Genomic DNA, 21,170 nt, shown 5'->3' on the forward strand with positions numbered 1-21,170 from the left:
GCCGCAATGGCGGTTGAACGCCTAGACTTTGCCGATCTCAAGTTCAGGAACCGCCCGTGACTTCAATCTTCTGGTACGACTACGAAACCACCGGCATCAATCCGCGCAATGACCGTCCGCTGCAGGTCGCCGGGATTCGCACCGACCACGATCTCAATGAAATCGACGAACCGGTCAACCTCTACTGCCAGCCCAGCGAAGACATCCTGCCGCACCCGGCGGCGTGCGCCATTACCGGTATCACCCCGAGCCGTCTCGCCGAACAGGGTTTGAGCGAAGCCGACTTCATGACTCGGGTGCATGCGCAACTGGCGGCACCCGGAACTTGCGGTGCGGGTTACAACACCCTGCGTTTCGACGACGAGATGACCCGCTACAGCCTCTATCGCAATTTCTTCGACCCGTATGCCCGTGAATGGCAGGGCGGCAACAGTCGTTGGGATCTGATCGATGTGGTACGCGCCGCGTATGCGTTGCGCCCGGATGGCCTGGTCTGGCCAACCGATGACGAAGGCAAGGTCACCCTCAAGCTCGAACGCCTGACGGCTGCCAACAACATCGACCATGGGCATGCTCACGAAGCGCTTTCGGACGTGCGCGCCACCATCGCCCTGGCACGGTTGATCCGCGAGAAACAGCCGAAGTTGTATGAGTGGCTGTTCCAACTGCGCAGCAAACAGAAAGTCATGGATCAGATTCGCCTGTTGCAGCCGCTGGTGCACATCTCCGGGCGCTTTTCGGCGGCGCGGCACTATGTCGGTGTGGTATTGCCATTGGCCTGGCATCCGCGCAATCGCAATGCCCTGATCGTCTGTGACTTGCACCTTGATCCGCAAGGTCTGCTCGATCTGGACGCCGAAACGCTGCGTCAGCGCCTGTACACCCGTCGCGACGACCTCGCCGAGGGGGAACTGCCGGTGCCGCTCAAACTGATTCACATCAACCGTTGTCCGGTGGTGGCGCCGTTGTCGGTATTGCGTGCCGCAGATCAGCAGCGCCTGGACCTGGACATGGCGCTGTATCAGGCGCGTGCGCTGCGGCTAAGTGACGCACAACAAGTTTGGAAAGATAAAGTAACGGCAATTTATGCCAGCGAAGATTTCACCCCGAATGAAGATCCGGAACAGCAGTTGTACGATGGATTTATCGGTGATCGCGATCGGCGCCTGTGCGAGCAAGTGAGGACAGCAGATCCGGCGCAATTAGCGCAAGAGCACTGGCCGTTCGATGATGAACGTCTACCGGAATTACTCTTTCGATATCGCGCACGCAACTTTCCCGATACGTTGAGTTTTGCCGAGCAAGAGCGCTGGAGAATATTCTGCCAGCAGCGTTTGTCCGAGCCGCACATGGGCGCACCTAATACCCTGCAATCTTTTGCCGAAGCCGCGCAGCAATGGGCGCTTAGTGCTACGCCGATGCAGAATCAAGTGCTCAATGAGTGGCAGAATTATGTCCAGGCATTGCGCAAACGTTTGAATCTTTGAAATCGAACATAGTGCGTCGATGAAACATCACGCATAAAAAAACGCCAGCGTATGCTGGCGTTTTTCATGGGTCGCAGAGGCTATCGGCGACCGGCGTTGCGGCTTAGCCCAGCAGGGTAGCCCAGCCTTCAACCACGTCACCGCCCCACTTGGCTTTCCACTCTTTCAGCGTCTTGTGGTTGCCACCTTTGGTTTCGATGACTTCGCCGTTGTGCGGGTTTTTGTATTGTTTAACTTTGCGTGCGCGCTTGGTGCCAGTAGTTTTGACTGCGACGCCACGGGTGCCTTTGGTTTTCGATTCCGGATCCAGCAGGGCGATGATGTCGCGCAGGGATTTGGAGTATTCGCCCATCAGGGTGCGCAGTTTGCCTTCGAATTCCAGCTCGGCTTGCAATTTGTCGTCTTGCGACAGGTTTTTCAAACGGGCTTGCAGCTCTTTGATTGCTTCTTCGGTGGCGCGATATTCGTTGATCAAGGACATGGTAACTACCTTATGCGGATGTGTTGAATGGCAGGGGACAGTGCCGCAATAATAGTCAGGCTGTTTCATCAAGTAAACATTTAAGCGGTTTTTTTATTTGAATTAGTTACGTGAAATAACCGGTAAATTGAATGGTCATCTAAATAATGTGATGCAGTCATCACGAATATTCACAATTATCTGGCCGAACAGCTTCACGAGCACATCATCGCTTTGTCGTACAGTGCGCTCAGGCGCCATGAACCGCGCCTTCTCGGGGCAAGTGCTGATCAATACTGCAGTTTCCGCGCACAGTCGCTAGAATGGCCGCCTTTGCGAAGTTCTGGAGTTTCCCCCTCATGCGCACCTTTCGGTTGGTGATTTCCTGCCCTGACCGCGTTGGCATCGTTGCCAAAGTCAGTAACTTTCTGGCATCCCACAACGGCTGGATCACCGAAGCGAGCCACCATTCGGATAATCAGAACGGCTGGTTCTTCATGCGTCACGAGATCCGCGCCGATTCGCTGCCGTTCGGTATTGAAGTGCTGCGCGAGAAGTTTGCGCCGATTGCCGAAGAGTTCTCGATGGACTGGCGAATCACTGATACCGAGCAGAAGAAACGCGTGGTGCTGATGGCCAGCCGCGAATCCCACTGCCTGGCCGACTTGCTGCACCGCTGGCACAGCGACGAGCTCGATTGCGAAATCTCCTGCGTGATTTCCAACCATAATGACCTGCGCAGCATGGTCGAGTGGCACGGCATTCCTTATTACCATGTCCCGGTCAATCCGCAGGACAAGGAGCCAGCGTTCGCCGAAGTCTCGCGTCTGGTCAAACAGCACGACGCCGAAGTGGTGGTGCTGGCGCGCTACATGCAGATCCTGCCGCCGGCGCTGTGCCGCGAATACGCGCACAAGGTGATCAACATTCACCACAGCTTCCTGCCGTCGTTCGTCGGTGCCAAGCCATACCATCAGGCGTCGCTGCGCGGCGTGAAGCTGATCGGCGCGACTTGCCACTACGTGACCGAAGAGCTGGACGCCGGTCCGATCATCGAGCAGGACGTGGTGCGCGTCAGCCACAGCGACAGCATCGAAGACATGGTGCGTTTCGGCCGTGACGTCGAGAAGATGGTGTTGGCCCGAGGCTTGCGTTATCACCTCGAAGACCGTGTGCTGGTGCACGGCAACAAGACCGTGGTGTTCTGATCTACCCCACGCGTGCTTGAATAAAGAAGGGCCTGGGCGTTCAATCGTCCCAGGCCCTTTTTTCGTTTCAGCCCCTTGAGGAACTGCCCGTGAGCGACCCACTGGACAAAGCCACTTCGAAAGCGCCTGCCACATTGGGCGAAGGTTGTCTGAGCCGTTATGACCCGGATGACCTGAGCCCGGAAGACGGCACCGAGTTCCCCGGCGCCGCCGAACTGTGGGAGCAGATGAAGGAGGAGGACGAACCTAAGAAGCCTGCCTGATCTTCAGCAGCTTCTTGAGCAATGGCCGCCCCAGCATCAACAGAAACACCGGGCCGCCCACCACCAGATAGAAATAGAACGTCACCACCCGCCAGATCAGAATCGCTGCCGCCGCGGTGGATTTGCCGACCATCGGTGCCAGCAGCGCCGCCGAGGTCAGTTCCGCCGCCCCCGCGCCACCGGGCAACAGGCTCATTTGACCAGCCCCCAGCGACAGCATTTGCACCAGAAAACTCCAGGCCCACTGCAGGTCCGCGCCGAGTCCGCGCAGGGCCAGATACAGCACGCTGTAACGCAGCAGCCAGTGCATGCAAGTCAGGGCGAATACCTTGATCAGCGTCTGCCACGGCAACTTGAGCGTGTCGATGAACGCATCGAGGAAATGCAGCAGCTTGCGTGCCCAGCGCCGGCGCGTGGCCGGTTGCACGTTGAGGCGGGCAAGCACGCGTCCACTCAGAAGGATCAGGCGGCGGTGGTAGCGCGCCAGCAGCACGCAACTGAACAGCCCACCGAACAGCGACACGGCGCTGACCATCAGCAACCACTCCAGGCGGTCACTGAGGTGCTGGAACAACGCGTAAATCAGAATCCCGCTCAGGGCGCAGAGAAAGAACAGCAGATCGCTCAACTGATCCATGGCAAACACCGCACTGCCTCGGGCCGGGCGCACGCCGCTGCGCGCCAGCAAGGCCATGATCGTCAGCGGCCCGCCACTGCCGCCGGGCGTGGCGCAGTAGGCGAATTCCGCGGCCATCACCACACCGAGGCTTTTCAGCGGCGTGACCCGATCGCGCTGATCGCCCAGCAACAAGCGCAGGCGCAGGGTGTTGATGCCCCAGCAGAGCAGAATCATGCCGAACATGATCAGCAGCCAGTGCAGCGGAAAGTTCTGCAACCGCGCGCCGATCTCGCCGCCGCCAAGCAGCACCGGGATCAGTACAGCGGCGAGCAGGCCGATCAACAACACAATGCCGCGACTCATGCAGCGCGCTCCATTCGCTCGCGGTGCTCGGTGAGCCAGTCGATTTTGCTCATGGGCGTGCGTCCTTCTGCCAGCAGCCGTTCAAGGGTTTGCAGCCAGTAAGACCGCGCGAATGGGTGGCGCATGTCTACCGGGTGCAAGCCTAGACGAATCACCGCGGCGTCGCGCCAGTGCTGTTGGCGCTGTTCGCTGACGATTTTTGACAACCCCCGGCGCCAGGCACTGCGCGCGCTCCAGACCAGACCCGGGGCGTTGATGGCGGTGAAATCCGGCAATTGATAAAGATGTTGCGGGTCGCTGGTGTAGCTCAATGGCGTTTCACGAAGGGCCTGGCGGGTGCCCTCGCTCATCAGCCATGCCGGGGCGACGAAACCGTGCAACGGCCAGCCATTGCGCCGGAACAGTTCGATGCCGTGGCGCAGGCGAGCCTGCGCCGCTTCCCGGGACAGGCGATAAAACTCACCCTCGTGGGTGTAGATGCGGCGCATGAACCAGTCGCGGGGCGTGGTCGGGGCTGGCTCGCGGTCGTCATGGTAATAGCCGTGCAGGGCCAGCTCATCGCCACGGACAAGCCGCTCGCCGAGCATTCGGCAGAACGCGGGATGAGCCTCAAGCGCATCGTGACCATGGAAATCCGGAACGACCAGCCAGGTCATCGGCACGCCACCCATTGCGTCGACCGCCTCGACAAATGGCCGATAATCCGCCCACGTCGACGGCGCCACGTCGTGCAGCACCAGCAGCACTGCGCGGTCATTCAAGGAATCAGCCATTGGCCACTCTTTGCCGCGAGTGACCGAGCACCGCGTGGTAATGACCGAGCAGACTGTCGACCACGCTATCCCAGGAATAACGCCGTTCGACATGTTGTCGCGCTTGTTGGCCGAGTTTCAGGCAGCCGCGACTGAACAGCTCGCGCACCGCATTGGCCATGGCTTGCGGGTTGTTCGGTGCACAGAGCAAGCCGCAGTCTTCGGCGACGATTTCTTCAAACGCACCGGCCGCCACGGCGACCACCGGAACCCCGCAGGCCATGGCTTCGAGGATCACCAGGCCGAAGGTTTCCTGATCGCCGGCATGGATCAGGGCGTCGGCGCTGGCCATTAATCGCGCCACGGTGGCGGCAGGACAGAACCCGTCGATCACGCTGACATTGTCCGGCACCACGGCGGGCATCGATGAACCGACCAGCAACAGGTGATAGCGCGGGCCGAGGCGTTGCATGCATTGGAGCAGCACCGGCAGGTTCTTTTCTTTGGAGCCGCGTCCGGCAAAGATCAGCAGACGGGTGTCTTCGGCAATTCCCAGTTCGGCGCGCAAACCCTTGTCGCGGGCGCCAGGATGGAAAATTTGCAGATCCACCCCCAGCGGCTGTACGAACACGTTGCGCACCCCCAGGCCCCGGAGCTTGTCGGCCATCACCTGACTCGGCGCCAGCACCCGGTCGAAGTTGCCGTACAGTTTGCTGACGTAAGCCTCGACATTCGGCGTGACCCAATGGCCCATTCGGTTACTCACCAGCAACGGCAGGTCCGAGTGATAAAAGCCGATCACCGGTACATCCAGTTGACGCCGCGCGTCGAGCGCCGCCCAGGCAGTCAGGTACGGATCGCCGACTTCGATCAGATCCGGCTGTAAATCCTGCAGGACGTTGCGCCAAGGGGCGAGACGCAACGGGAAGCGATAACCTTTGCCGAAGGGCAAGGCAGGTGCGGGCACTGTGTAGACGCCGTCGTGTTCACCGAAGTGCGCACCGGGGATCAGCAGGCTGTGGCGAATGCCCGGTTTGACGCCCAACCGGCGGTGCTTGGCGTCCAGGTACGTGCGTACGCCGCCGCTGGCCGGGGCGTAGAACATGGTGATATCGGCGATGTGCACAATGACGAGCCCTCCGCTGTGCTGCTCTCCCTTGGTTGACCTTTATCCAGAATAGATGTTCGGTCGGGAATTGGCGGAGGGTCTCAAGGGTAAAAAGATCGCAGCCTGCGGCAGCTCCTACACAGGATGTGTGTTCACCCTGTAGGAGCTGCCGCAGGCTGCGATCTTTTGATCTTAGATGCGGAAACTGCCGACCAACTGCTGCAGCCGCGAAGCCTGCTGCTCCAGATCCGAACAGGCGCGCAAGGTCGCCTGCAGGTTTTCGACGCCTTCCTGGTTCAATGTGTTGATCTCGGTGATGTCGACGTTGATCGACTCGACCACCGCCGTCTGCTCCTCGGTCGCGGTGGCCACCGACTGGTTCATCCCGTCAATCTCGCCGATGCGCTGGGTCACGCTGTTGAGGCGTTCGCCGGCAAGATTGGCGATTTCCACGCTGTCCTGGCTGTGGCGCTGGCTGTCGCTCATGGTACTCACCGATTCACGGGCGCCGACTTGCAGCTCTTCAATCATGGTCTGCACCTGCTGCGCCGATTCCTGAGTGCGGTGCGCCAGGTTGCGCACTTCGTCGGCGACCACGGCAAAACCACGTCCGGCCTCACCGGCACGCGCCGCTTCGATGGCGGCGTTGAGGGCCAGCAGGTTGGTTTGCTGGGAGATACTGGTGATCACTTCCAGAATCTGCCCGATGTTCACGGTTTTGCTGTTCAGCGACTCGATATTGGTGCTGGAGGCGCTGAGCATGCTCGACAGTTGGTTCATCGCCTTGATGCTGCGATCCACCACTTGCTGGCCGTCTTCGGCGAGGCCGCGGGCGTCGCTGGCCTGGTTCGAGGCTTGTGCGGCATTGCGCGCGATTTCCTGGGCGGCAGCGCCCAGTTGATTGATCGCGGCGGCGACACTGCTGGTGCGCGAGGCTTGCTGGTCGGAGTTGTACATCGACGAGTTGGACGCGGCGACCACGCGCAGCGCGACCTCGTTGACCTGGCCGGTGGCCGACGACACTTCGCGGATCGAGCCGTGAATACGCTCGACGAAGCGGTTGAATGCGGTACCCAGCACGCCGAATTCATCGTTGTTGACGATAGTCAGGCGCTTGGTCAGGTCGCCCTCGCCATCGGCGATGTCTTCCATGGCGCGGGTCATGACGTGCAGCGGCTGAATCAGCAGGCGAATCAGCATGCCCAGCAGCGCAATGATGATCACCACCGCAATCACGGTGGCAATCACCGCCGAGGTGCGGAACTCGCTGAGCATCGAGAAGGCTTTGTCCTTGTCCACCGACAGACCGATGTACCAGTTCACCGATGGCAGGCCTTTGATCGGGGTGAAGCTGACGATGCGCGTCTTGCCGTCGACGGTGATTTCACTGAAGTCGCTGCTGATGCGCGGGGTGTCCTGCGGATAGGCTTCTTTCAGTGACTTCATCACCAACGCCTTGTCCGGGTGCACGAGGATCTTGCCGTCGGCGCTGACCAGGAACGCATAGCCCATGCCGGAGAAGTCCCGGGCGGTGAGCGTGTCGACCAGGGTTTGCAGGCTCAGGTCGCCGCCGACCACGCCAACGCTCTGACCGGCTTTTTTCGAGGCGGTGGCGATGGAGATGATCAACTGGCCGGTGGCGGCGTCGATGTACGGTTCGGTCAGGGTCGAGGCGCTGCTGCTCTCGGCACCTTTATACCAAGGGCGCACCCGTGGATCGAAGCCGTCCGGCATCTTTACGTCCGGGCGGATGGTGAAGTGACCGGTGGCATCGCCCAGGTAAGTGGCCATGAACGTCGAGGTCAGGGATTTCTGCTCCAGCAGGCTGGCGACGTTGGCCGGCTCCGGGTTGATGGCGATGTTCTGCGCGGCGTTCTCGACCAGCAGAATGCGCCCGTTGAGCCAGGTCTGAATGTTGTCGGCGGTGACTTCGCCCATCTCGTTGAGATAGTTGTTCAGGTCATCGCGGATCGCGTTGCGTTGCAGCCAGTCGTTGTACAGCGTGAACGAGGCGAAAGCGGCGATGACGATGAGGGCGGCGGCAAGCAAAATTTTATGGCTGAAGCGCAGGTTTTTGTTCATGGCTTGGGGTTCCGCTAAGGTCTTAATGTCCTGGGCGTGCTTTTATAAAGACGCGCAATATGGGCAAGGGTGAAAAAAACTGATATTTCCGGCTCTCCTTAGGGAAATGTCCGACCGACTTTTCAGTCAGGTTCTCGCCCTTATCTATCGGCCACAGCGGATTAAAGATTAACCATAGGTGACAAAATGCCTGACACATCGCAACTCGTTATCGGCGCCGATCTGGCGGGGCAACCGATTGCTCAGGCCATGCGCCTGGCCAACCGCCACGGGCTGATCGCCGGTGCGACCGGGACCGGCAAGACCGTGACTTTGCAACGCCTTGCCGAAGCGTTCAGTGACGCCGGGGTCGCGGTGTTCGCCGCCGACATCAAGGGCGACCTGTGCGGTCTGGGCGCTGCCGGCAATCCGCAGGGCAAGGTCGCCGAGCGCATCGCCGGGATGCCCTGGCTCGACCACAAACCGCAGGCTTATCCGGTGACGCTGTGGGATATTCACGGGGAGTCCGGTCATCCGTTGCGCACGACTTTGAGTGAAATGGGCCCGCTGCTGATCGGCAGCCTGCTGGAACTGACCGACAGCCAGCAGTCGGCGCTGTACGCGGCGTTTAAAGTGGCCGACCGCGAAGGCCTGTTGCTGCTCGACCTGAAAGACCTCAAGGCGCTGCTCAATCACCTCAAGGACAACCCGCAGCTGCTCGGCGAAGACGCGGCGCTGATGACCACCGGTTCCAGTCAGGCACTATTGCGCCGGCTGGCGACTCTGGAGCAGCAGGGCGCTGAAGCGTTGTTCGGCGAACCGGCGCTGCAACTCGAAGACATTCTGCAACCGGCCGCCGATGGTCGTGGGCGGATTCATTTGCTCGATGCCAGCCGTCTGGTGCATGAGGCACCGAAGGTCTACGCGACGTTCCTGCTGTGGCTGCTGGCCGAGCTGTTCGAGCAATTGCCGGAGCGCGGCGATGCCGACAAACCGCTGCTGGCGCTGTTCTTCGATGAAGCGCATTTGCTGTTCGGCGATACGCCCAAGGCGTTGCAGGAGCGTCTGGAACAGGTGGTGCGGCTGATCCGCTCGAAAGGTGTCGGCGTGTATTTCGTCACCCAGTCGCCGGGGGATTTGCCGGATAACGTGCTGGCGCAGCTTGGCCTGCGCATCCAGCACGGTTTGCGCGCGTTTACCGCCAAGGAACAGAAATCCCTGCGCGCGGTGGCCGATGGCTTCCGGCCGAATCCGGCGTTCGATACGTTGTCGGTATTGACCGAACTGGGCATCGGCGAAGCACTGGTCGGGACGCTGCAGGAAAAGGGCACGCCGGAAATGGTCCAGCGGGTGCTGGTGGCGCCGCCGCAGTCGCGGATCGGGCCGCTGAGCGAGACCGAACGCACTATGCTGATCGCCGGGTCACCATTCAAGGGCCGATATGACAAGCCGATCGATCGTGAATCGGCGTATGAAATCCTGATGGGCCGCAAGGATCTGGCGCCGGAGGCGGATGCGCCAGCGGGTAAGCCGGCAGCCGAAGAGCCGAGCCTGGCCGATCGGGCCGGGGAGTTTTTGGGCACGGCGGCGGGGCAGGCGCTGAAGTCAGCGATGCGTCAGGCGGCCAACAATCTCGGCAAACAACTGGTGAGAGGGCTGATGGGCTCACTGCTCGGCGGCAGCAAACGCCGCTAAAAGCAAAGATCGCAGCCTGCGGCAGCTCCTGCAGGGGAACGCATTCCCAATGTAGGAGTTGCCGCAGGCTGCGATCCTTTGATCTTGCCTTCAGCTTTTGTCTTTAGCGTGCGCCGCCAGACGCTCAAGCGCTGCACGCAGACCTGGATCGCTGATCCCGTCGGCCGTTGATTGAATCGTCTGCGCTGCATCCGTCGACAGATCCATTGAGTGTCCGCCTGGCCGATGCTGGACCAGTGGCGGTTGCACGCGGAACAGGATGCGCGTCAGGTTGGCGAATTCTTCGAACAGCTGCAGTTGGCGTTGCAGGCGTTTTTGCTGGTAACGCAGGCGCGTCGCCCAGTGCCCGTCGGTCACCACCAGCGTCAATTGGCCTTCACGCCATTTGGCCACATGGCAATGCGTGCGGGCGGCCGGTTGCAGCTGGCTTTCAAGCAGGCGTTGCAGATGAGCGAGGCGTTGAGCATGGCCGAGAATGGCTTTGAGCGGCTTGGCTTCGCGTAGCAGAACGGCGGGCGCTCTGGCTGTGAGAGGGCGAAATGCCATGATCGAACACCTGAAGTAACAGAAGCGCCATGGTAGCAGAAAGCAACGGAACCACTCGCCCATTGCTTTTGTCCCTGCTTTACCCATTAAATCAACAACTAACTTCTTGCCTTGATGGGTTGAAGTTGAGCAAAACGCCCTTATTTTAAGTGAGCCCCGTCAAAGCGCAGTGCCAGCATCGTGGAATATCGCCACTTTCCTCACCACCGTTTCCGGGTAGAATGCTCGTTCGCATGCGGCCATGAGGGCTGCACGGGCGACTCACGGGGCCGCCCTCCATCCCTTTAGTGTGGAAGATCCTGCCGATATGTTTGCGCCTTTGTTAAAGAAACTTTTTGGAAGCAAGAACGAGCGTGAAGTCAAACGCATGCTCAAGACGGTGCAGCTCGTCAATGCCTTCGAAGAGCAAATGGTGGCCCTTTCGGACGATCAATTGCGTGCCAAGACCAACGAGTTCAAGGCCCGTATCGCCAAAGGGGAATCCCTCGACAAGCTGTTGCCTGAAGCCTTCGCGGTCGCCCGTGAAGCCGGCAAGCGCGTCATGGGCATGCGCCACTTCGACGTCCAGTTGATCGGCGGCATGACCTTGCATGAAGGCATGATTGCCGAAATGCGTACCGGTGAGGGTAAAACCCTCGTGGCCACCCTGGGCGTTTACCTCAACGCGCTGTCCGGCAAGGGCGTGCACGTAGTGACCGTGAACGACTACCTGGCCCGCCGCGACGCCAACTGGATGCGTCCGCTGTATGAATTCCTCGGCCTGACCGTCGGCGTCGTGACGCCGTTCCAGCCGCCGGAAGAGAAGCGCGCCGCCTACGCTGCCGACATCACCTACGGCACCAACAACGAATTCGGTTTCGACTACCTGCGCGACAACATGGCGTTCAGCATGGAAGAGAAATTCCAGCGCGAACTCAATTTTGCCGTGATCGACGAAGTCGACTCCATCCTCATCGACGAAGCCCGTACCCCGCTGATCATTTCCGGTCAGGCCGAGGACAGTTCCAAGCTGTACATGGAGATCAACAAACTGATCCCGCAGCTTGAACTGCATGTCGAAGAAGTCGAAGGCCAGGTCACCAAGGCCGGTCACTACACCATCGACGAGAAGACCCGTCAGGTCGAACTCAATGAAGCCGGCCACCAGTACATCGAAGAAATGCTCACCGGCGTCGGCCTGCTGGCCGAAGGCGAGAGCCTGTATTCGGCGCATAACCTGGGCCTGCTGACCCACGTTTATTCGGGTCTGCGTGCGCACAAGCTGTTCCACCGCAACGTCGAATACATCGTGCAGGACGGTCAGGTCGTACTGGTCGACGAACACACCGGTCGTACCATGCCGGGTCGTCGTCTGTCCGAAGGCCTGCACCAGGCCATCGAAGCCAAGGAGGGTCTGAACATCCAGGCCGAGAGCCAGACCCTGGCCTCGACCACGTTCCAGAACTACTTCCGTCTGTACACCAAGCTGTCCGGCATGACCGGTACCGCTGACACCGAAGCGTTCGAATTCCACCAGATCTACGGCCTGCAGGTCATGGTGATTCCGCCGAACAAGCCGTTGGCGCGTAAAGACTACAACGACCTGGTGTTCCTGACCGCCGAAGAGAAATACGCGGCGATCATCAACGACATCAAGGAAGGCATGGCCCAGGGCCGTCCGATCCTGGTGGGTACCGCGACCATCGAAACCTCCGAGCACGTGTCCAGCCTGCTCAACAAGGAAGGTATCGAGCACAAGGTACTGAACGCCAAGTTCCACGAAAAAGAAGCCGAGATCATCGCGCAAGCCGGTCGTCCGGGCGCCCTGACCATCGCCACCAACATGGCCGGTCGTGGTACCGACATCCTGTTGGGCGGTAACTGGGAAGTGGAAGTCGCGGCGCTGGAAAACCCGAGCCCCGAGCAGATCGCCCAGATCAAGGCCGACTGGCAGAAACGTCACCAGCAAGTGCTGGAGTCCGGCGGTCTGCAGGTGATCGCCTCCGAGCGTCACGAATCCCGTCGTATCGACAACCAGCTGCGTGGCCGTGCCGGCCGTCAGGGCGATGCCGGTTCCAGCCGCTTCTACCTGTCGCTGGAAGACAGCCTGATGCGCATTTTCGCCTCTGACCGGGTGAAGAACTTCATGAAAGCCCTGGGCATGCAGCCGGGCGAAGCGATCGAGCACCGCATGGTGACCAACGCGATCGAGAAGGCGCAGCGCAAGGTGGAAGGTCGCAACTTCGACATCCGCAAGCAACTGCTCGAGTTCGACGACGTCAACAACGAACAGCGTAAAGTGATCTATCACATGCGTAACACGTTGCTGGCCGCCGACAACATCGGTGAAACCATCGCCGACTTCCGTCAGGACGTGCTCAACGCCACCGTCAGCGCGCACATTCCGCCGCAATCGCTGCCAGAGCAGTGGGACGTGGCCGGTCTGGAAGCGTCGATTGCCAGCGACTTCGGGGTGAAACTGCCGATCCAGCAATGGCTCGACGAAGACGATCACCTGTACGAAGAGACCCTGCGCGAGAAGCTGATGGTCGAGCTGATGGCGGCGTACAACGAGAAAGAAGATCAGGCCGGTGCCGAAGCACTGCGCTCCTTCGAGAAACAAATCGTTCTGCGCGTTCTGGACGATCTGTGGAAAGACCACCTGTCGACCATGGATCACCTGCGTCACGGCATCCACCTGCGTGGCTACGCCCAGAAGAACCCGAAGCAGGAATACAAGCGCGAGTCGTTCACGCTGTTCTCCGAGCTGCTGGATTCGATCAAGCGCGACTCGATCCGTGTGCTGTCGCACGTTCAGGTGCGCCGCGAAGATCCGGAAGCCGAAGAACAACGCCTGCGTGAAGAAGCCGAAGCACTGGCCGCGCGCATGCAGTTCGAACACGCCGAGGCCCCGGGTCTGGAGCAGCCGGAAGTGTTGGGTGAAGAGGTCGATGTAGCCCTCGCCACCGCGCCGGTTCGCAACGAGCAGAAGCTGGGTCGCAACGAACTTTGCTACTGCGGTTCGGGCAAGAAATTCAAGCATTGCCACGGGCAGATCCAGTAAACCCGTTTCAATCGCTGAAATACCCGCGCCGCGACCGGCTCCTGCCGTCGCGGCGTTTTGCCATTTACACCACCGCCATCCCTCTGAGCGGTGCTGACATCATTGAGTAAGGAGCGCATTCATGGCTGTTGGTCTTGGTCCTTTGCCAACGTTGCACCCGGTTGCCGGTTTTGAACTCGGTATCGCCTCGGCCGGCATCAAGCGCCCCGGGCGCAAGGATGTGGTAGTGATGCGCTGTGCCGAAGGTTCGACCGTGGCCGGTGTGTTCACGTTGAACGCTTTTTGCGCCGCGCCGGTGATCCTGGCGAAAAAGCGTGTGCAGAACGACGTGCGTTATCTGCTGACCAACACCGGCAACGCCAACGCCGGCACCGGTGAGCCGGGCCTGGCGGCTGCCGAGCGCACCACGGCGAAACTGGCCGAACTGACCGGTGTCGATGCCAGCCAGATCCTGCCGTATTCCACCGGTGTGATCGGTGAGCCGCTGCCGGTCGAGAAGATCGAAGGCGCGCTGCAAGCGGCGCTGGATGATCTGTCGGAAAACAACTGGGAAGCCGCCGCCACCGGCATCATGACCACCGACACCCTGCCCAAGGGTGCCAGCCGCCAGTTCGAGCATGATGGCGTGACCATTACCGTCACCGGCATCAGCAAAGGTGCAGGCATGATTCGCCCGAACATGGCGACCATGCTCGGCTACATCGCCACCGACGCCAAAGTTTCCCGCGACGTGCTGCACAACCTGATGCTCGACGGTGCGAACAAGTCGTTCAACCGCATCACCATCGACGGCGACACCTCGACCAACGACTGCTGCATGCTGATTGCCACCGGCAAGGCTGCACTGCCGGAAATCACCCGTGCCGAAGGCGAGCTGTTCGGCAAGCTTAAGCAGGCGGTATTCGAAGTGTGCATGGACGTGGCCCAGGCCATCGTGCGTGACGGCGAAGGCGCGACCAAGTTCGTCACCGTTGAAGTCAACGGTGGCGGCAATCATCAGGAATGCCTGGACGTCGGCTACACCGTGGCCCACTCGCCGCTGATCAAGACCGCGCTGTTTGCTTCCGACCCGAACTGGGGCCGTATTCTGGCCGCTGTCGGCCGTGCCGGCGTGCCGAACCTGGATGTGAGCAAGATCGACGTGTTCCTCGGCGACGTGTGCATCGCCAGCCGTGGCGCGCGCGCAGCGACCTACACTGAAGCGCAGGGCTCGGCGGTGATGCAACAGGAAGAGATCACCATCCGTATCGAACTGGGTCGCGGCGACTGCAGCGAAACCATCTGGACCACCGATCTGTCGCATGAGTACGTGAAGATCAACGCCGAGTACCGCACCTGATCCAAAGGGTGAGGGTGGGCTGCCGGCCTCTTCGCGGGCAAGCCCGCTCCCACAGGGTTCTGTGGTGTACACCAGATTTGTGCACGACCGAAACTACTGTGGGAGCGGGCTTGCCCGCGAAAGCGTCGGTCCAGTCACTACAAGTCTTGAAGCTTTCCACTGACGAAAAGGCGCCACACCATGTCCCTGCACCTGATCATCGGCGACAAACTGCTTTCCTCCTGGTCTTTGCGCGCCGCCCTGGCGTTGGAACTGACCGGCGCCCCTTACAGCGAAGAACTGATCAAGCTCGGCAAGCCCGACACCCGCGAGCGGCTGCTCAAGCATTCGCCGACCGCCAAGGTGCCGTTGCTGCAAACCTCTCGCGGCACCATCGCCGACTCTCTGGCGATTGCCGAATACCTGGCCGAACAGTTCCCGGCCGAACAGCTCTGGCCGGGCGATGTTTACGCTCGCGCTCAGGCCCGTTCTGCGTGCGCGCAAATGCACAGTGGCTTCTTCGCCATGCGCAATCACATGCCGTTCAACCTGAGCCACGACGCTCCGCTCAACCCGGTACCGCCGGAGGTGAAGGTCGATATCGAACGCATGCTCGCGTTGTGGGCTGAATGCCGCGCCGCCGCCACGGAGCCCGGGCCGTATCTGTTTGGCCGGGTTAGCCTGGCTGACGCGTTCTTCGCGCCGATTGCCGTGCGTCTGCGAACTTACCAGGTGCCGTTACCGGCGGTTGATCAAGCCTATGTTGAAACCGTCTACCAATGGCCCGCCTTCAAGGCATGGCAAAAGGCTGGACTGGAGGAGTTGAATCCGTGAAACGCGTACATGTCGCCGCTGCCGTCATTCGTGACGACAGTGGCAAGATCCTGATCGCCCGCCGTGCCGATACCCAGCATCAGGGAGGTCTGTGGGAATTTCCCGGTGGCAAGGTCGAGGCTGATGAATCCGTCGAAAGCGCCTTGGCGCGCGAGCTGCACGAAGAGCTGGGCATTGTCGTTGGCGCTGCTCGTCCGCTGATCAAGGTTCGCCACGATTACCCGGACAAGCAGGTGTTGCTGGATGTCTGGGAAGTGTCGCAGTTCAGCGGTGAGCCGCACGGTGCCGAAGGTCAGCCACTGGCCTGGGTCAGCGCCAAGGATCTGCTGAACTACGAATTCCCGGCCGCCAACCAGCCGATTGTCGCCGCCGCGCGTTTGCCCGGCGAATACTTGATCACTCCGGAAGATCTGGAAGCCCCGGCCTTGCTGCGCGGCATTCAGAAGGCGATTGCCGGCGGGATCAAACTGATCCAGCTGCGCGCACCGAACGGCTATGACCCTAAGTATCGAGACCTGGCGGTGGATGCAGTCGGCCTGTGTGCTGGCAAGGCGCAGTTGATGATCAAGGGGCCGTTCGAATGGCTCGGTGATTTCCCGTCGGCCGGTTGGCACATTACCGCCGCGCAACTGCGCAAATACGCCGAAGCGGGGCGCCCGTTGCCGGCGGAGCGCTGGCTCGCGGCTTCGTGCCATAACGCTGAGGAGCTGGCGCTGGCCGAGCAGATGGGCGTGGATTTCGTCACCCTGTCGCCGGTACAGCCGACCCTGACCCATCCGGATGCGCAGCCGTTGGGCTGGGAGCAAGCGTCGATGCTGATCGAGGGTTTCACCAAGCCGGTGTTCTTGCTCGGCGGCGTTGGCCCGGCGGAGCGCGAGAAGGCTTGGGGTGTCGGGGCTCAGGGTGTAGCGGGGATTCGCGCATTCTGGCCGCAAGCTTGATTATGTGCTGAGGCCACTCGCCTCATCGCTGGCAAGCCAGCTCCCACAGGTATTGGATGCACCGCAAATGCGGAGAACGACACAAAACCTTGTGGGAGCTGGCTTGCCAGCGATGGCGGCCGATCAAACACTACGTTCCTGAAGGTTTGGCCGCCGGCTGCCACAGAATCTCTGCAATCCCCTGCCGCCGCGCAATCAACCTTGCGGCCACAAACAGCAAATCTGACAACCGATTGATGTACGCCAACCCCACCCCGGCCAACGGCTCAATCGCATTCAAATGCTGACAGCGCCGCTCGGCACTGCGCGCCAGGCTGCGGCATACATGAGCCTGGGCGATCAGCATCGAACCGCCGGGCAGAATGAAATTCTCCAGCGGCCCCAATTCTTCGTTCCACACATCAATCGCTGCTTCCAGGCGTTCGATTTCCGCCGTGTTCAGCGCCTGATAGGCCGGCATCGCCAGCTCACCGCCCAGATCGAACAAACGATGCTGGCAAGGCGCGAGCACCTCGATCAGTTCATTCAGATCGGGGAACGCCTCGCGCTCGGCGATCAGCCCGGCCAGCAGCACACCGACCTGACTGTTCAGTGTGTCGACTTCGCCAATGGCTTCGATGCGCGGGTGATCCTTGGGCACGCGGCGGCCATCGCCCAGGCCGGTTTCACCCTTGTCGCCGGTGCGGGTGTAGATCTTCGACAAGCGAAAGCCCATGGGTTACCTCGTTAGTTGATTGGTTTCGGCGGCGATGGCTGCCGGTTGTGTCAGCGGCAGACGCAGGGTGAAACAGGTGCCCTGGCCCGGCGCCGATTGCACTTCCATCTGGCCTTTATGGTTGTTGGTAATGATGAAGTACGACACCGACAGCCCCAGCCCCGTGCCCTGGCCGATTTCCTTGGTGGTGAAAAAGGGCTCGAAGGTGCGTTTGCGCACGCTCTCGCTCATGCCGATGCCGTTGTCTTCGACCTGAATCTCGGCCCATGGCGGATTGAGTCGGGTGCGCAGGATGATTCGCCCGGGCTCGCTGTCATCGTCGCGCTGATGAATGGCTTGCGCAGCGTTTTTCAGCAGGTTGAGCAGCACCTGCTCCAGTTCGTTGGCGGTGCCTGGCACCGGGCCGAGCGCCGGGTCGAACTGGCGGATAATCGCCTGACCCTTGAAGTCGAAACCGATCGCCAGATCGAAGTCGTTGCCGGCAATTTCCACTGCTTGATCGATTAGCGCGGGCAAATCGCACGGGGCCATTTGCCGGGTGCTGCGCCGGCTGAAACTGAGCATGTGGGTGACGATTTTTGCTGCGCGGGCGCCGGCCTGCTGGATGCCGTCGAGCAACTTCGGCACTTCACGGCTTTGCAGGTAGCGGTTGACCGTGTCCAGCTCGATGCCGAGCTGTTCGGCGGTTTCGAGGTTCTTCGGCAGATCTGCCGACAGTCGCCGGCGAATGTTCTGCACGTTGTGCAGGATCGCACCGAGCGGGTTGTTGATCTCGTGGGCCATGCCGGCGGCGAGGCCACCGACCGAGAGCATTTTTTCCGATTGCACCATCATTTCTTCCAGCGACAGGCGCTGGGTGATGTCGTCGATACGGATCACCACGCCGCGCCCGGCACCGCCCATCAGCGGGTAGAAGGTCAGGGCGTAATGCTTGGGTTCGTCGTCCTTGAACCAGGTCACTCGATCGATCTTCGCCACCGTGTGTTCTTCCACGGTCTGCTTGAGTTGCGGCAGAAACGGCTTGAGCGGTTCGAAGGCGAGGAAGATCGGCTGGTTCAACGCTTCATCCAGGCGCGTGCCGGAGAGGGCGCTGGCCTCCTGGTTCCACTGCGTCACGTAGAGCTGTTCGTCGAGGGCGATCAGCGCCGAGGGCATGGAGTCGATGATGCTGTTGAGGTAGTTCTGGAAGCCGGTGAGCTTCTTCTCGATCTTGCTGCGAACCTGGACTTCCAGTTCCAGCTTGCGGTTGGTGTGACGGGTTTCTTCGGCCAGCCCCTGAGCCTGATCGTAGGCGGCCTGCGAGTCATCGCGGGCGCGCTTGAGCTGCTGCTCGCGGGCTTCGATGCGCGAGAGCATGGTGTTGAACGCCTCGGCGAGGCTGCCGATTTCGTCGTGATTGCCGCGCGAGGCGCGCAGGGCGTAGTTCTCTTCGCGAGTGACCTGGCGCGAGAGCTCCTCCAGCTCATGGATCGGGCGGGTGATCAGGCGTTTGATCTGTCGCGCGATTACCAGCCATAGCAGCACACTGAAAATCAGGATGCCGAGGCTGGCAGTCAGGGTGCCGGTGTAAAACGCCATCGGCAGTTCACTGCTGGCCACCAGCAGCAGATGACCCGGTGCAGTGCCCGGGCGAGGCAGGGTGATCAATTGGTTGCTGCGAAACTCGGTGAGTTGCCAGGCTTCGATGTGTCGATAGTGTTCCGGCAGATTGAGCTTGTCGCCACGCTGCACCTGAGCGAGACGGTCACCTTTGCCGTCATACAGCGCTGCCGCGCGCAGCGGCGAATAACTGTCGAGTTCCTTGAGCAGGCGTTCGGCGCTTTGTGGTGATTCCAGGGCTTGCGCGACCAGGCTCGGGTTGGAGATCAACCGGCCGATGGTCTGCAGCGCCTGTGGCGCCATGCTTTCCTGGGAGATGTAATAGGCGGCGCTGATAAAGGTCAGGTTGGCGACCAGCAGGACGGTGGTCAACAACACCAGCAGGGCGGCCAGCAGTTTCTGGCCGACCGGCAGGTTTTCAAGGCGCTGGCGCAATGGCATCAGGTTTATCGCAGCAGAGGAACAAGTGGGCAGCGTAGCCGCTGCTCAGTCGCTGGGCAATCCAAGGCTGCGCAGATGCTCGACCAGACGCTGCTGCAATTGCTTGAGGTGCGGCAGGTTCAGTTGATGACGGGTGGCGACTTTGCAGGCGTGGCCCAGCAAGTAGCTGATTTCGGTGCGGCGCTGGTTCGCCACGTCCTGATACATCGACGAGTAGTTGGCCGCCGTGGCGTGGATTACTCGTTCGACTTCCTGTTGCAGATTGAGCGTGGCTGCCGGTTGACCGCAACGCTCCAGCAACTCGGCCAGTTCCGCGCACAGCGTGGCGACTTCGCATTGATGCTGCTCCAGTCCGCCGTTACGGCAATCGTGAAGCACGGTCAAAGGATTGATCGCGCAATTGAGCGCCAGTTTGCGCCACAGCCGGGTGAGGATGTCGGTGCTCCATTCGTGGGGGATGTTCGCCGCTTGCAGGTCGTCCAGCCAGATCGGCGCCACCGGATGACCGGCATCGCCCAGCCAGGTGAAACCGTGGCCGGCAAACACCACGCGCCAGTCGCCGTCGCGGAACGCGCCTTCGGTGCTGGAGGCGCTGATGCAGCGTGCCTGCGGAACCACCGCTGCGACCGCGTCCTGACTGCCGAGGCCGTTCTGCAGCAGGATCAGCTCGGCATCTGCGCTCAGGCGCGGGGCGAGGCGGGCGACCGCGCTTTCGGCATCATAGGCTTTGCAGGCGACGAGCAGGCGGCGGATCGGCTCCGGGTCATCCGCCGTTTGCGCGGGGACGGCGTAGGTGGTGGCTGCGCCGTGCTCGACCAGGGTCAGCCCGCCGGCCGCCTGATAGCTGCGCAAACGCTCGGCATCACGCACGATCAGCCGTACCGGCAGACCCGCGCGGGCCAGACGCGTGGCCCAGAGGGTGCCGAGGCTCCCGGCGCCGAGAACGTGCCAGGGGGTGGACATCAGTTTTTCACTCGGTAAGGTACTGGCATGCAAGGCTCGCCGTGTTGGTGGGAAAAGACCCGTTATAATGAGCCGGATTTTAACCGCAAGCCAAGCGCGCTCCCTCCTGATCGAGCGCGCCTTTTTATTGGAGAGACTACATGCCGTCGTTCGACGTGGTATCCGAACTGGACAAACACGAGCTGACCAACGCGGTCGAGAACGCCGTGAAGGAACTCGATCGTCGTTATGACCTGAAAGGCAAAGGCAGCTTCGAGTTCAAGGAAAAGGACCTGACCGTCAACCTCACCGCTGAAGCCGGGTTCCAGCTGGAAGCGATGATCGAGATCCTGAAGCTGGCCCTGACCAAGCGCAAGATCGATGTGCAGTGCCTTGAAGTCAAAGACGCTTATGCCTCGGGCAAGCTGATGAAGCAGGACGCGATCCTCAAGGAAGGCATCGACAAGGAGCTGGCGAAGAAAATCGTCGCTCACATCAAGGACGCCAAGCTCAAGGTGCAGGCCGCCATTCAGGGCGAACAGGTGCGCGTGACCGGCAAGAAACGCGATGACCTGCAGGAAGCCATCGCGGCCCTGCGTGCCAAGGAATTCGGCATGCCGCTGCAGTTCAACAACTTCCGCGACTAAGTCCGGTCAGAAGAATTGTGGGAGCGAGCTTGCTCGCGAAAGCTGTATGTCATTCAGCCATGAGTTGACTGACACATCGCCTTCGCGAGCAAGCTCGCTCCCACATTGTTTTATGTATACCTGGCGGT

General features: G+C 60.8%; 18 protein-coding genes. 9 read left to right on the forward strand and 9 right to left on the reverse strand.

The annotated features are described in order from the left end of the window. Positions 1-56: 56 nt before the first annotated feature. Complete coding sequence (sbcB, locus tag KVQ82_RS07535; RefSeq protein WP_222018549.1) at positions 57-1,487, forward strand: exodeoxyribonuclease I; 1,431 nt, start codon at positions 57-59, stop codon at positions 1,485-1,487. A 103-nt stretch (positions 1,488-1,590) separates the two neighbouring features. Here sbcB and mvaT read toward each other — a convergent pair whose 3' ends face one another. Further along, entirely contained in the window at positions 1,591-1,968 is a 378-nt protein-coding gene (mvaT, locus tag KVQ82_RS07540; RefSeq protein ID WP_041068510.1) for a histone-like nucleoid-structuring protein MvaT, read from the reverse strand. 338 nt (positions 1,969-2,306) lie between these two features. Here mvaT and purU point away from each other — a divergent pair, with 338 nt between their 5' ends. Together purU and KVQ82_RS07550 are read left to right on the forward strand one after the other, a co-directional pair. After that, a complete protein-coding gene (purU, locus tag KVQ82_RS07545) occupies positions 2,307-3,155 on the forward strand; it encodes a formyltetrahydrofolate deformylase (RefSeq protein ID WP_003227580.1) in 849 nt (282 codons plus the stop codon). A gap of 89 nt (positions 3,156-3,244) precedes the next feature. Further along, positions 3,245-3,418 (forward strand): hypothetical protein, encoded by a 174-nt coding sequence (locus KVQ82_RS07550; RefSeq protein ID WP_186448453.1) that lies wholly within the window; start codon positions 3,245-3,247, stop codon positions 3,416-3,418. Here KVQ82_RS07550 and KVQ82_RS07555 read toward each other — a convergent pair. The 4 genes from KVQ82_RS07555 to KVQ82_RS07570 all read right to left on the reverse strand — a co-directional run bounded on the left by KVQ82_RS07555 (position 3,402) and on the right by KVQ82_RS07570 (position 8,342). Further along, entirely contained in the window at positions 3,402-4,400 is a 999-nt protein-coding gene (locus KVQ82_RS07555; protein ID WP_222018550.1) for a lysylphosphatidylglycerol synthase transmembrane domain-containing protein, read from the reverse strand. The genes KVQ82_RS07550 and KVQ82_RS07555 overlap by 17 nt on opposite strands. After that, positions 4,397-5,173 (reverse strand): DUF2334 domain-containing protein, encoded by a 777-nt coding sequence (locus tag KVQ82_RS07560; protein ID WP_222018551.1) that lies wholly within the window; start codon positions 5,171-5,173, stop codon positions 4,397-4,399. The genes KVQ82_RS07555 and KVQ82_RS07560 overlap by 4 nt, the downstream gene beginning before the upstream one ends. Then, positions 5,166-6,257, reverse strand: coding sequence for a glycosyltransferase family 1 protein (locus KVQ82_RS07565; RefSeq protein WP_222019367.1), 1,092 nt, complete (start codon positions 6,255-6,257; stop codon positions 5,166-5,168). The genes KVQ82_RS07560 and KVQ82_RS07565 overlap by 8 nt, the downstream gene beginning before the upstream one ends. Positions 6,258-6,452: 195 nt before the next feature. After that, positions 6,453-8,342, reverse strand: a complete 1,890-nt coding sequence (locus KVQ82_RS07570) for a methyl-accepting chemotaxis protein (RefSeq protein WP_047296072.1) — start codon at positions 8,340-8,342, stop codon at positions 6,453-6,455. A 186-nt stretch (positions 8,343-8,528) separates the two neighbouring features. On the opposite strand from KVQ82_RS07570, the gene KVQ82_RS07575 reads away from it, so the two are divergent. Beyond that, positions 8,529-10,016, forward strand: a complete 1,488-nt coding sequence (locus KVQ82_RS07575; RefSeq protein WP_222018552.1) for a helicase HerA-like domain-containing protein — start codon at positions 8,529-8,531, stop codon at positions 10,014-10,016. Positions 10,017-10,106: 90 nt separating this feature from the next. Here KVQ82_RS07575 and KVQ82_RS07580 read toward each other — a convergent pair whose 3' ends face one another. Continuing rightward, positions 10,107-10,562, reverse strand: coding sequence for a DUF721 domain-containing protein (locus tag KVQ82_RS07580; RefSeq protein ID WP_041068521.1), 456 nt, complete (start codon positions 10,560-10,562; stop codon positions 10,107-10,109). Positions 10,563-10,869: 307 nt separating this feature from the next. Here KVQ82_RS07580 and secA point away from each other — a divergent pair, with 307 nt between their 5' ends. The 4 genes from secA (at position 10,870) to KVQ82_RS07600 (ending at position 16,698) form a co-directional block, all read left to right on the forward strand. After that, positions 10,870-13,605: a preprotein translocase subunit SecA gene (gene secA, locus KVQ82_RS07585; protein WP_041068523.1), complete on the forward strand. Its 2,736-nt coding sequence runs from the start codon at positions 10,870-10,872 to the stop codon at positions 13,603-13,605. Positions 13,606-13,726: 121 nt separating this feature from the next. Further along, positions 13,727-14,944: a bifunctional glutamate N-acetyltransferase/amino-acid acetyltransferase ArgJ gene (gene argJ, locus KVQ82_RS07590; RefSeq protein WP_198758890.1), complete on the forward strand. Its 1,218-nt coding sequence runs from the start codon at positions 13,727-13,729 to the stop codon at positions 14,942-14,944. A 180-nt stretch (positions 14,945-15,124) separates the two neighbouring features. Next, positions 15,125-15,757, forward strand: coding sequence for a glutathione S-transferase family protein (locus KVQ82_RS07595; RefSeq protein ID WP_047296068.1), 633 nt, complete (start codon positions 15,125-15,127; stop codon positions 15,755-15,757). Further along, positions 15,754-16,698, forward strand: a complete 945-nt coding sequence (locus KVQ82_RS07600; protein WP_222018553.1) for a Nudix family hydrolase — start codon at positions 15,754-15,756, stop codon at positions 16,696-16,698. The genes KVQ82_RS07595 and KVQ82_RS07600 overlap by 4 nt, the downstream gene beginning before the upstream one ends. Before the next feature lie 130 nt (positions 16,699-16,828). On the opposite strand, the gene KVQ82_RS07605 is transcribed toward KVQ82_RS07600, so the two are convergent. The 3 genes from KVQ82_RS07605 to KVQ82_RS07615 are packed head-to-tail and all read right to left on the reverse strand — an operon-like array spanning position 16,829 to position 20,416. After that, positions 16,829-17,413 carry a cob(I)yrinic acid a,c-diamide adenosyltransferase gene (locus KVQ82_RS07605; RefSeq protein WP_222018554.1) on the reverse strand — a complete coding sequence of 195 codons (585 nt, stop codon included), beginning with the start codon at positions 17,411-17,413 and terminating at the stop codon, positions 16,829-16,831. A gap of 3 nt (positions 17,414-17,416) precedes the next feature. Next, complete coding sequence (locus tag KVQ82_RS07610) at positions 17,417-19,453, reverse strand: HAMP domain-containing sensor histidine kinase (protein WP_222018555.1); 2,037 nt, start codon at positions 19,451-19,453, stop codon at positions 17,417-17,419. Positions 19,454-19,498: 45 nt separating this feature from the next. After that, complete coding sequence (locus KVQ82_RS07615) at positions 19,499-20,416, reverse strand: putative 2-dehydropantoate 2-reductase (RefSeq protein ID WP_222018556.1); 918 nt, start codon at positions 20,414-20,416, stop codon at positions 19,499-19,501. Positions 20,417-20,556: 140 nt separating this feature from the next. Here KVQ82_RS07615 and KVQ82_RS07620 point away from each other — a divergent pair, with 140 nt between their 5' ends. Beyond that, positions 20,557-21,042 (forward strand): YajQ family cyclic di-GMP-binding protein, encoded by a 486-nt coding sequence (locus KVQ82_RS07620; RefSeq protein WP_003227548.1) that lies wholly within the window; start codon positions 20,557-20,559, stop codon positions 21,040-21,042. Positions 21,043-21,170 lie beyond the last annotated feature (128 nt).

Origin of the sequence: Pseudomonas sp. AO-1, assembly GCF_019775695.1 — a bacterium.
Taxonomy (GTDB): Bacteria; Pseudomonadota; Gammaproteobacteria; order Pseudomonadales; family Pseudomonadaceae; genus Aquipseudomonas; species Aquipseudomonas parakoreensis.